The sequence below is a fragment of the Roseovarius sp. MS2 genome (assembly GCF_051447875.1).
Classification (GTDB): domain Bacteria; phylum Pseudomonadota; class Alphaproteobacteria; order Rhodobacterales; family Rhodobacteraceae; genus Roseovarius; species Roseovarius mucosus_A.
The window spans coordinates 341,589-353,307 of record NZ_JBKHVF010000001.1; the positions used below are offsets into that span (position 1 = coordinate 341,589).

Annotated in this window: 10 protein-coding genes; 5 read left to right on the forward strand and 5 right to left on the reverse strand. The window is 62.0% G+C overall.

Going from position 1 to position 11,719, the window contains the following annotated elements; translation table 11 throughout:
• Positions 1–32: 32 nt before the first annotated feature.
• Positions 33–923, reverse strand: a complete 891-nt coding sequence (locus ACLGGT_RS01830; RefSeq protein WP_437194908.1) for a LysR family transcriptional regulator — start codon at positions 921–923, stop codon at positions 33–35.
• A gap of 101 nt (positions 924–1,024) precedes the next feature.
• Between ACLGGT_RS01830 and glyA the strand changes: the two genes are divergently transcribed.
• Positions 1,025–2,341: a serine hydroxymethyltransferase gene (glyA, locus tag ACLGGT_RS01835; protein WP_437194909.1), complete on the forward strand. Its 1,317-nt coding sequence runs from the start codon at positions 1,025–1,027 to the stop codon at positions 2,339–2,341.
• Between the two features lie 132 nt (positions 2,342–2,473).
• Here glyA and ACLGGT_RS01840 read toward each other — a convergent pair whose 3' ends face one another.
• Positions 2,474–3,754, reverse strand: coding sequence for a DUF3422 family protein (locus ACLGGT_RS01840; RefSeq protein WP_437194910.1), 1,281 nt, complete (start codon positions 3,752–3,754; stop codon positions 2,474–2,476).
• A gap of 250 nt (positions 3,755–4,004) precedes the next feature.
• On the opposite strand from ACLGGT_RS01840, the gene ACLGGT_RS01845 reads away from it, so the two are divergent.
• Both ACLGGT_RS01845 and ACLGGT_RS01850 read left to right on the forward strand, forming a co-directional pair.
• On the forward strand, positions 4,005–4,256 hold the full coding sequence (locus ACLGGT_RS01845; RefSeq protein ID WP_437194911.1) for a type II toxin-antitoxin system Phd/YefM family antitoxin: 252 nt from the start codon (positions 4,005–4,007) through the stop codon (positions 4,254–4,256).
• Complete coding sequence (locus ACLGGT_RS01850; RefSeq protein ID WP_008280672.1) at positions 4,253–4,522, forward strand: Txe/YoeB family addiction module toxin; 270 nt, start codon at positions 4,253–4,255, stop codon at positions 4,520–4,522. Before ACLGGT_RS01845 ends, ACLGGT_RS01850 begins: the two co-directional genes overlap by 4 nt.
• A gap of 53 nt (positions 4,523–4,575) precedes the next feature.
• On the opposite strand, the gene ACLGGT_RS01855 is transcribed toward ACLGGT_RS01850, so the two are convergent.
• The 3 genes from ACLGGT_RS01855 to ACLGGT_RS01865 form a co-directional block, all read right to left on the reverse strand.
• Positions 4,576–6,009, reverse strand: a complete 1,434-nt coding sequence (locus tag ACLGGT_RS01855; protein ID WP_081506725.1) for an NAD(P)(+) transhydrogenase (Re/Si-specific) subunit beta — start codon at positions 6,007–6,009, stop codon at positions 4,576–4,578.
• Positions 6,010–6,022: 13 nt separating this feature from the next.
• Positions 6,023–7,597 (reverse strand): Re/Si-specific NAD(P)(+) transhydrogenase subunit alpha, encoded by a 1,575-nt coding sequence (locus ACLGGT_RS01860; protein WP_081506726.1) that lies wholly within the window; start codon positions 7,595–7,597, stop codon positions 6,023–6,025.
• A 127-nt stretch (positions 7,598–7,724) separates the two neighbouring features.
• Complete coding sequence (locus ACLGGT_RS01865) at positions 7,725–8,177, reverse strand: methyltransferase family protein (protein WP_199861157.1); 453 nt, start codon at positions 8,175–8,177, stop codon at positions 7,725–7,727.
• 76 nt (positions 8,178–8,253) lie between these two features.
• Between ACLGGT_RS01865 and ACLGGT_RS01870 the strand changes: the two genes are divergently transcribed.
• Entirely contained in the window at positions 8,254–9,006 is a 753-nt protein-coding gene (locus ACLGGT_RS01870; protein WP_219435124.1) for an SDR family NAD(P)-dependent oxidoreductase, read from the forward strand.
• Positions 9,007–9,179: 173 nt separating this feature from the next.
• Positions 9,180–11,426: a Hint domain-containing protein gene (locus tag ACLGGT_RS01875; protein WP_437194912.1), complete on the forward strand. Its 2,247-nt coding sequence runs from the start codon at positions 9,180–9,182 to the stop codon at positions 11,424–11,426.
• Positions 11,427–11,719 lie beyond the last annotated feature (293 nt).

Below are 11,719 nucleotides of genomic sequence, written 5' to 3' on the forward strand. Positions count from 1 at the left end.
TACCGCAGCCGCGCGGCAATGGCCAGAGGGGATCAACCCGTGACCTGCCCACCAAGCAACGCCAACACCCGCGCCAGATCGGCGCGGGGCGGATCAAAGGCCGGATGTTCCAGCACCAGCGCCTTGCCCGTCGGCACAGCCAGATCAAAGGGCGCGACAAGGCTGCCGTCGTCCAAGGCGCTCTGCACAAGGCTTTGATGCCCCATCAACACCCCCGCCCCATGCCGCGCCTCCTCTAACGCGATGGCATAAAGCGAATAGCGCGGCCCGGTGGTGGGCAGGCTGATGCCCGGCAGCCTCGCCCGCGCCCAAAGCGCCCAATCCTCGGACCAGAGCGCATCATGCAACAGCGTTTGCCCCATAAGATCGGCAGGGCTGCGCAAACCTGCGGCCATCTCGGGCGCGCAGACCGGCAGGATCATATCCTGCGCCAGCACCTGTTCGCCCCGCGCCCCCGTCGGGGGCCGGATGAAAAGGCTAAGATCAAAGAGATCCCGCGCCAGATTGGGCGGGTTCTCGATCGCCGAGACGGAAATATGCAACGACGGCAGCGCCGCACGCACCACAGGCAGGCGCGGCGAGAGCCAGAGTTGCGCCACCGATGGCAGCGCCGCGATATGTAACGCGCCATGGCGCGCGGCACTCCGCAGGCCAAACACCGCCGCCCCCATCGCATCAAAGGCCGTGGCAAACCCCGGCAGCGCCTCTGCCCCCAGCGCCGTCAGCCGCACCCCCTGCGAGCGACGCTCGAAAAGGTTCGCGCCAATCCAGGCCTCCAGCGCGCGGATATGCTGCGAAATCGCACCGGGGGTGACGCAAAGCTCTTCAGCGGCATTGGCAAAGCCGCCCAGACGCGCGGCCGCCTCAAAGGCGCGCAACGCATTGAGCGGCGGCCCCTTGGGGCGCGGAGGAGATACAGACATTTTCTCGCCTTAGTTTTTCTACGCTGATATTTACATATTCTCATTTGCGCCGTCCAGACCGCCACGCCATCCTGCCGGAAACCGATCCAGAGGAGACCGCCATGACCCTTGCCCGCCGCCCTTGGGTGCCCCCGCTATGCGAAGACCTGATCCAGACGCTTGCCACCCGCACCGCCACCCAAGACGCAGGCACCATCGCCGCGCGCCTCGAGGCGTTGGCGCAGGACAATCGCCGCATCCACAATGCTGAATGCTTCAACCTCAACCCCGCCACCAATGTGATGAACCCGCGCGCCGAGGCGCTTTTGGCCTCTGGCATCGGGTCGCGCCCGTCGCTGGGCTATCCCGGGGACAAATACGAAATGGGCCTCGAGGCGATCGAGGAAATCGAGGTTATCGCGGCGGAACTCGCCGCCGAGGTGTTTGATGCCCGCTATGCCGAAATCCGCGTGCCGTCGGGGGCCATCGCCAATCTCTACGGTTTCATGGCCACCTGCAAACCCGGCGACACGATCATTGCGCCGCCCGCCAGCGTCGGCGGTCATGTCACCCATCACGGGGCGGGCTGTGCCGGGCTCTACGGGCTGCGTATCCTTGAGGCCCCAGTTCACGCCGATGGCTATACGGTCGATGTCGACGGGCTGCGCGCCTTGGCCAAGGCCGAACACCCCCGGCTCATCACACTCGGCGCGAGCCTCAACCTACAGGAGCACCCCGTGCGCGAGGTGCGCGCGATAGCCGATGACGTCGGCGCGCATCTGCTTTTTGACGCGGCGCATCAATGCGGCATCATCGCAGGTGGCGCATGGAAAAACCCGCTCGATGAGGGCGCGCATCTGATGACGATGAGCACCTACAAAAGCCTCGGGGGGCCTGCCGGGGGCCTCATCGTCACCAACGACACCGCTCTGGCGCAAGCGCTGGATGCCATCGCCTTTCCGGGCATGACCGCCAATTTTGACGCGGCGAAATCGGCGGCTCTGGCGGTGACGCTGCTGGATTGGCGCAGCCATGGCCACGCCTATGCCGCCCAGATGATCGCCGTGGCGCAGGCGCTTGCCACAGCCCTCGAGGCCGAGGGCCTGCCCGTCTTCAAGGCCGGGGGTATCGCCACGGCCTCGCACCAATTCGCCATCGCGGCGGCGGGGTTCGGCGGCGGTCAGGCGGCATCCAAGACGCTGCGCCGCGCGGGCTTTCTTGCCTGTGGAATCGGCCTGCCGATGACACCTGTGGCGGGCGACATGAACGGCCTGCGCATCGGCACGCCGGAACTGGTCCGCTGGGGGGTAACGCCAGAGCATGCGCCGCGCATGGCCGCACTGATCGCGCGGGCGCTGCGCGGCAATGACCCCGATGCGCTGCGCCCAGAGGTCTCAGACTGGCGCCAGAGCTTTGACCGGCTGCATTACATCACCTGAACCGCGTTAGAGCGGGCTGCATCTGATCGGGTTCACATCGCCCCGGCCCCCGAGCCGGGGCCTCTACCCTGCCTCGGCGAGGTCCCGGATCAAGCGCGGAACGGGTGTGGTTTCGATGGGGCGCACCGCGCTCTAATGCAGCTTTTTGCGAATCCGCTGCACCATCCACCACACAAGGGCAATAACCGGCAGGGTGACGGCGGCGGTGACGCTGCCCTTGCTCATGCCCAGCGCCTCAGCCAGCGGATACAGAAGGTAAGAGGCGAGCGACACCGCGTAATAGCTGATCGCCACCACAGACAGGCCTTCAACAGTCTTTTGCAGCCGCAGTTGCAGATCGGCGCGCTTGTCCATGCTCTCCAAAAGCGCCTGATTCTGCGCGCTGCGCTCTACATCCACCCGCGTGCGCAGCAATTCGCCCGCCCGCATCGCCCTATCGGCCATGGCGTCCAGCCGGTCCTTGGTGGCGCGCACGGTGCGCATCGCCGGATCATAGCGGCGCATCATGAATTCCGCGAATGTCTGCCGCCCCTCAAAGCGTTCCTCGCGCAAGACCGCAATCCGTTGGTTCACGATCTGCTCATAGGCCGCCGTCGCGCCAAAGCGGAAGGACGAGCGCGCGACCAGCGCCTCCAACTCGGCTGAAACGCGCAACAGGCTTTGCAACGTTTCCTCCGCTGGCTGGCTGCCACCGGTCATATCGTTGATCAGGCGGCTCAACTGGCTATCGGTGTCGCCCATCTGGCGGCCCATCTCGCTCACGCGGGCAAAGCCCAGCATCGACATCGCCTTGTAGGTCTCGATCTCGCAGAGGCGCTGCACCACGCGGCCAATCCGGCGCGCGCCCGTCGTGGGGGCCACATGCAGCGAAAACCGCAAATGCCCCGCCGGATCAATCCGGAAATCCCCCGCCATCACGGCGGCATCATCCAGCACCCGCGCCACAGCCACGCTCTCGGACACGAACCACTGGTCGATCTCGTCGCGCATCGCCTCGCGGCTCTTCCACGGGGTCACCCGGATCATCGCCGAGGTCACGCGCAGCCCCGGCGCATCCGACAGCCAATCGCTTGGAAAGACCTCGAAATCCGCCGGATCAAACGGCCGCGCACTGACCCCATCGGTAAAGACGGTATAGGTCACCATCTCGGTATGGCTTTCCCATTTCAGACTGTGCCGCCCGATCTGGCCGGAATAATGCGTGGCCCCCGGCTGCGGATGCTTGGCCCCATAGCGATCCAAAAGTGCCACCAGATGCGCCAGATCCGCCGCCCGGTCGCGCTTGGCCGCATCATGCGGTTGCTTGACGGCCAAATAAACGGCGGTGCAAGGGGCCTCAAGCGACGGGAATGGCCGCGCATGCAGCTCATTGGCCATCTCATAGCGCAGCGGGTGGTCCTGAATGGGGGGCATGCGCCGTTCTCCTGATCCTCAGCGCTGCATACCCCGTGCCGCGCCTGCAAAAAAGAGGTTTTTCGTTCAACCCCAATGATTTAGCGGAACACAAGTGTATACTGCCCGCGTTTCGCGCTTCCTCCTTCCCAAATTACTCAAATTCCGACAGTTGCCAAAGGGGAATGCGTCATGCCCCGCAGCCCACGACCGCTGCCTTGACTTGTACAGAATTCTGCGCATATTTACAGCGCAGACAGGGGGGCCAGACATGGATGTGATCACCTATACCGATGCCCGCGCCTCGCTCAAAGAGGTGATGGACCGCGTCATTCACGACCGCACAGAGGTGGTCGTCACCCGCAAGAACCGCGAGGCGGTGGTGATGATCTCGCTCGACGAATACAACGCCATTCAGGAAACCCTCCACCTCCTCAAAAGCCCGGAAAACGCCCGCCGTCTGCACCGCTCGATTGCGCAACTGACCGCCGGGGATGGCATAGCGCGTGACATCGACGGGTGAGGTTGGTCTTTTCCGACGACGCTTGGGAAGATTTTCTCTGGTGGCAATCCACCGGGCGCGACAAGGGGCTGAACCGGGTTATTGATCTGATCAACGCCACCAAGCGCCTGCCGTTCAAGGGCATCGGCAAGCCTGAACCGCTCAAAGGCGATCTCACCGGCTGGTGGTCACGCCGGATCACCGACGAACATCGCTTTGTCTACCGCGTGAGCGGCAAGGGCGAGAGCCAACAGCTCGACATTGCGCAGCTCAGATATCACTACTGACAAACGCAAAAGGGCGCCCCGCAAGGCGCCCTTTTTCTTTTCCACCCAAACGATCAGTCGATCTTGGGCAAGAGGCTCGACAGGCTTGCCTTGGCATCGCCATAGAACATCCGCGTGTTGTCCTTGTAGAAGAGCGGGTTCTCGATCCCCGAATAGCCGGTGCCCTGCCCGCGCTTCGAGACGAACACCTGCTTGGCCTTCCAGCATTCCAGCACCGGCATCCCGGCGATGGGGCTGTTGGGATCGTCTTGCGCCGCCGGGTTCACGATGTCGTTCGAACCGATGACGATGGCCACATCCGTATCCGGGAAATCCTCGTTGATCTCGTCCATTTCCAGCACGATATCATAAGGCACCTTGGCCTCGGCCAAGAGCACATTCATATGCCCCGGCAGACGGCCTGCGACCGGGTGGATGGCAAAGCGCACGTTCTTGCCCTTGGCCCGCAGCTTCGAGGTCAGTTCGGAAACCGCCCCCTGCGCCTGTGCCACCGCCATGCCGTAACCCGGAATGATGATGATGCTGTCGGCCTCGTTAAGAGCCGCCGCGACACCATCGACGTCAATCGCGATCTGCTCGCCCTCAACCGCCATCTGCTCGCCTGCCGGGCCGCCAAAGCCGCCCAGAATGACAGAGATGAACGAGCGGTTCATCGCCTTACACATGATGTAGCTCAGGATCGCCCCCGAAGAACCGACAAGCGCACCGACCACGATCAAAAGGTCATTGCCAAGGCTGAAACCGATCGCCGCCGCCGCCCAGCCCGAGTAGCTGTTGAGCATCGAGACCACCACGGGCATGTCGGCCCCGCCGATCCCCATGATCAGATGATAGCCGATGAAGAACGCCAGAAGCGTCATCACCACCAGCGTCCAGATGCCAGCATCGTTGAAATACATGACCCCCAGAACTACCGACAGGAACGCAGCCCCCGCATTAAGAACATGCCCACCCGGCAGTTTCTTGGCCGCGGTATCGACCTTGCCCGCCAGTTTGCCAAAGGCGATGATCGAGCCGGTAAAGGTCACGGCCCCGATAAAGACGCCCAAGAACACCTCGACCCGCAGGATTGCCACCTCGACGCTGGTTTTCTTGGCCAGCACAGCGGCAAAGCCTTCAAGCCCCTTGCGCGCGGTCTCGTCCATCGCCAGCACGCGGCCCAGTTCGATATCGGCGTTAAAGCCAACAAAGACCGCTGCCAGACCCACAAGGCTGTGCATCGCCGCCACAAGCTGCGGCATCTCGGTCATTTGCACGCGCGTGGCCACCACATAGCCAATCGCACCACCCGCCGCGATCAGCACCAGCGACAAAAGCCAGAGCCCGGCACCGGGGCCGATCAGCGTGGCGACAATCGCCAGCGCCATACCGGCCATGCCATACCACACCGCGCGCTTGGCGCTTTCCTGCCCCGAGAGCCCACCCAGAGAAAGAATGAAGAGGATGGCCGCCACCACATAGGCGGCCGTCGTGAAACCGTAATCCATGATCCTCTACTCCTTATGACTTCTGGAACATGGCGAGCATGCGCCGGGTGACGAGGAAGCCACCGAAAATATTGATCCCGGCCATGAACACCGACAGCGCCGCCAGCAGAATGACAAGGAAAGACCCCGATCCGATCTGCATGAGCGCGCCCAGGATGATGATCGACGAGATCGCGTTGGTGATCGCCATCAGCGGCGTGTGCAGGCTGTGCGACACGTTCCAGATCACCTGGAAGCCCACGAAAACGGCCAGCACAAAGACGATGAAATGCTGCATAAAGCTGGCCGGGGCCACCAGACCCACGGCCAGAAGCAGGGCCGCACCCACCACCAAAAGCGTGACTTGGCTCTTGGTCTGCGCCTTGAACGCCGCCATCTCTGCCGCACGCTTTTGCTCTGCGGTCAGCTCTTTTGGCTTTTCCTTGGGCTTGGCGGCAGCAATCGCCGCAACCTTGGGCGGCGGCGGCGGGAAGGTGACAGCGCCCGCATGAGCGACCGTGGCCCCCCGGATCACGTCATCCTCCATGTTGTGATTGACCTTGCCATCCTTCTCGGGGGTCAGGTCCGTCATCATGTGGCGGATGTTCGTGGCATAGAGCGTCGAGGATTGCGCCGCCATACGGCTGGGGAAATCGGTATAGCCGATGATGGTCACGCCATTCTCGGTGACGATCTTCTCATCCATCACCGTCATCTTGCAGTTGCCGCCCTTTTCAGCGGCAAGGTCCACGATCACAGAACCGGGCTTCATCGCCTTGACCATATCCTCGGTCCAAAGCTCGGGCGCTTCGCGGTTGGGAATGAGGGCGGTGGTGATGACGATATCCATCTCCGGGGCCAGTTCACGGAACTTGGCCAGCTGCGCCTCGCGGAATTCCGGACTGGACACCGAGGCATATCCGCCGGTGGCGGCCCCGTCCTGCTGCTCTTCCTTGAAATCAAGATAGACAAACTGCGCGCCCATGGATTCGACCTGCTCGGCCACTTCGGGCCGCACGTCAAACGCATAGGTAATGGCCCCGAGGCTGGTCGAGGTGCCAATCGCCGCCAGACCGGCAACGCCAGCCCCGACGATCAACACCTTGGCCGGGGGCACCTTGCCCGCCGCCGTGATCTGCCCGGTAAAGAAGCGGCCAAAGTTGTTGCCTGCCTCGATCACCGCGCGGTAACCCGCGATATTGGCCATTGAGGACAGAGCGTCCATCTTCTGCGCGCGGCTGATACGCGGCACCATGTCCATGGCGATGACCGACGCGCCTTTTTCGGCGAGCAGTTTCATCTGCGCCTCATTCTGCGCCGGCCAGAAGAAGGAGATCAGAAGCTGGCCTTCGGTCAGGCGCTTGGCCTCCGTCTCGCTGGGCGGGCGCACCTTGGCTACGATATCGACGGCCTTGTAAAGCGCGGCGGCGGTCTTGATCACCTCGACCCCGGCCGCCTCATAGGCCGCGTCCGAGAACCCGGCCGCGGTGCCAGCACCACTCTCGATGGCGCAGTCATACCCAAGCTTTTGCAGTTGCAGGGCCGAATCGGGCGTCATGGCAACCCGATTCTCACCCTCATGCACTTCCTTTGGCGTTCCGATCTTCAATGCTGTCTCCCCCTTTGGCAGATGACGTGTATTCTTGGCCCCGCAGCGCGGCGTGCCGGTTTCTTTGTCCCGAACGTCGTTATTTCACACTATTTCATGAGTGACGAGATCAAGATTGTCGCGGTTTCTACAACCAACGTCTGGTTTTTTCGCAATAACGGGCAAAATCCATGCGGAACTTGCGTCGCATCCGGTCCTCTTCCGGAATAATAAAGCGTTTTTCTATGACCCAGACGAATATGGGAATCAGTGGCAGCGCCAGAACCGCATCCCAGCGCAGAATAAGCCCTCCGAGAATCAGCGTATCGCCCAGATAGATGGGATTGCGCGAGCGCCGAAAAATTCCCGACTGGATCAGGCGCTCTGGCGTTTCATGCGGCACGATGCTGGTTTTATGGCGGCGAAATTCCAGCGCGGCCATCACCACCAGCAAAATTCCCCCGCCCACCAGCAGCCCGCCCAAAAGACCGGCCCATGTTTCGCCAAGGCTCAGGCCCATGGTGTAATGGCTGGATTGCATCCATGCCACAGCCAGAAACCCGGCAAGCCAGACGGGCGGCATGTCAATCCATTTCAACATGGGTCTCACCCGCCCCTCTCACGGTTGTCTCTTGCTCAAGAGCAGCTACAGTAGCGCGCATGAGGGCGGAGGCAAGATGACAATCGCGGGCAAACATGCATTGGTGACGGGCGGCGGCAGCGGCATCGGCCTTGCTATTGCCCGCGCTCTGGCCGAGGCGGGCGCAGAGGTGACCATCACCGGACGCCGCGCCGGGGTGCTCGAGGCGGTCAGCGGCGCAGGTCTGCATCCCATCGTGATGGACGTCACCCAAGAGGCACAGGTCATCGCGGGCGTGGCAGAGGCGGTCGCCGCGCGCGGCCCGGTGCAGATCTGCATCGCCAATGCCGGCATCGCCGAGGGGCGCGCCCTGCACAAGACCGATGCGGATTTCTGGCGGCAGATCATGGCCACCAATCTTGACGGTGCGTTTTACACCCTGCGCGAATGCCTGACTGGCATGCGCCAGACCGATTGGGGACGGGTCATAGCCATGTCGTCGATTGCAGGCCTCAAAGGGCTTAAGGGCGCGGCGGCTTATACGGCCTCAAAACACGGGATGATCGGCCTCATTCGTGGCTTGAGCGAGGATTACCTGGGCACCGGCCTGACCTTCAACGCAATTTGTCCCGGGTATGTGGACACTGAAATTGTCCACCGCAACGCCACCGCTATTTCTCAGCGCGCAGGCGTCTCAGAAGAGGCGGCGCGCACCCTCATGGTCGAGGCCAACCGCCACAAACGCCTGATTGCGCCCGAGGAAGTGGCACAGGCGGCTCTGTGGCTTTGTGGTCCGGGCTCGTCCAGCATCAATGGCCAGACCATCGAAATTGCGGGCGGTCAGGTCTGATCCGGCCCCCGTTTCTTCTTGGCGAAAGTACTCGAAAACGGCAGCAGCCCCGCCTAATCACTGCCATGATTGATCCGGCTTTAGACACAATCGTCTAAAATTCTCCCGAATGCGCGCCCAATGCCGCCGCACAGGCTGTGTACCCAGTTTGGAAACAACAGGGTGCCAGTATCATGCCAACGACCTTTAATTGGATCTTTTTAGGGACCGAGACGGATTTTCTTGATCCGACCGAAGGCAACAGCAATGCCGAGAACGCAGCCCTTTTCGAAAACCGCACCTACGGCAGCGCATTAAACCCGCTGTATCAACGCATTTCCAGCGTCACAACCATCAACAACGGTGGCGCAGTCGGTGCGCTCGACATGAACAACACCGTCACCAATGACGCCTTTACCACCGACATCGGGGCCGGAACCCAGACCTTTACATTCGATGGGTTGAGCGTTTTCAACGCCACCCTCACCTATGCCAATGGCACAACAGCCGTGGTGACGGCCGTTATTGCACAATCCACCACCGGCGAATTGTTTCTCGCACCCGAAATCAGCTTCAACGCCGATGTCACCGCCTTCGAGGCCGGGCCGATTGTTTCCATCACGCTCGACAGCGTCAACGCAAGCACCAATACCAACCTTGGCGCGGACCGTCTTGCGCAGGCCTGGGATAACGGCGTCGTGGATGGCACCGGCGGCAATGACCTCATCAACGGAAGCTATATCGAACCCATCGCCAACGGCTCTGACCGGGTAGACAATGGCGACGGCGTAAGCGGTCCGGGGTTTAACGACGATGTCATCAATGCAGGCGCGGGCAATGACACCGTGCTCGCGGGCCTTGGCAACGATTCCGTCCTAGGTGGCACCGGCGCCGATAGCCTGAGCGGCGAAAGCGGCAATGACACGCTGCTGGGCCAAGGCGGCAACGACACGCTGATCGGCGGCAATGGCGATGACAGTCTTGAGGGCGGCGCGGGCAATGATGTGCTCTACGGCGATGGTGGCACCGCCACACGCTGGAGCTATGATGTCTACACCCGCGATTTCACCTCGGCCAACGGTCAGGCTTTCACCATCGAAAGCGGCACCTTGGCGGGGTCCGGCACCTCTGCGGGGTTTGATGTCACCGGGCACGGCCAACAGGCCACAGGCCAGGCCGATCCCAATGATTACGGCATCATCTATACCTCCAATCTCATCGCCTCTGCCGATGGGGTCTACCGCTTTGCCACCACGTCAGACGATGGTTCAACCATCCGTATCCTCGACAGCAACGGCGACCCGCTGACCTTTACCAACCAGATCGGCACCACCGGATCATTTCTCGACAACGATTTCCATCAGGCCGCGACAACCCGCTTTGGCGATGTCACGCTAGAGGCGGGCCAAAGCTATACCATCGAGGTGCGCTATTGGGAAAACCTTGGCGGCAACGTGCTGTCGGGCACGGTCACCCTGCCCGGCGGCGCGGTGCAGGACCTGGCCACCAGTGCGCTCATCGTCGGCAGCGACGCGATTGAGGGCAATGATTTTCTCGACGGCGGCGCGGGTGCCGACCTTCTGTTTGGCGAGGGCGGCAATGACACGCTGATCGCGGGCGAGAATGACACGCTGATCGGCGGCGATGGCGATGATCTCTTTGTGATCGAAACCCCGGCCGAGACCGGCACCGGCACGATCACCATCATCGGCGGCGAAGGGGCCGAGACAAACGGCGATACGCTCTTCCTGTCACCCGAGGCGCGCAAGGCCGACATCACGTTTACCAATACCGATGATGCGGCGGGCGGTCTCTCGGGCAGCTTTACCCTCAGCGATGGCACGGTGGTCAATTTCTCGGAAATCGAGAACATCATCTGCTTCACCCCCGGCATCCGCTTGTTGACCCCCCATGGCGAGCGCGCGGTTGAATCCTTGCGCGCGGGCGATCTGGTGATCACCCGCGATCATGGCCCCCAAGCAATCCGTTGGATCGGTCGGCGCACCGTGCCGGGAACCGGTCGCTTTGCGCCCGTGCGCGTGGCAGCCCACGTGCTCGACGGGGGGCGCGCGCCGCTCTTGGTCTCGCCGCAACACCGCTTTCTCTTCACGGGCTACAAGGCCGAGCTGCTGTTTGGCTGTGACGAGGTCTTGATCGCGGCACGGCATATGGTCGATGGCCTGGCCGTCACCCAAGAGGATCAGGCAACCGTGACCTATATCCATGTCATGTTCGACCGACATGAAGTGATCTATGCCGAAGGCGCGGCCACCGAGAGCTTTCATGCAGGCGACATCGGCATATCGGCCATTACGGATCAGGCGCGCGAAGAGATGTTCGCGATCTTCCCAGAGTTGCGCAGCAATCCCAATGCCTATGGCGACACCGCGCGCCCCTGCCTCAAACGGCACGAGGCACGTCTTTTGCAACCCTGCGGATAAGGCCCCTAAATTGTCGCACTTGGGTGCCGTTAAAGTGTCTGAAAAGAGCCCAAGAAACACCAAGCCGCGACATTAACACTTTTCCAAAGGGTAGAGACTATGATCCTCGGGGATGTTGTTCTCAAAGTGTCAGTGCGTGGAGAGTGAGTATTTATGTTTAATTTCAATAGAATAACGCCTGCATTGCCTCTCGCCTCTCGCGGGATGGTCTTGGCATGGACGCGGTCAGGGGCGGCGGGGGTGATTACGCCCGGAAAATCCACCGGCTGAGGTCAGGCGCATCGCACCTCTCC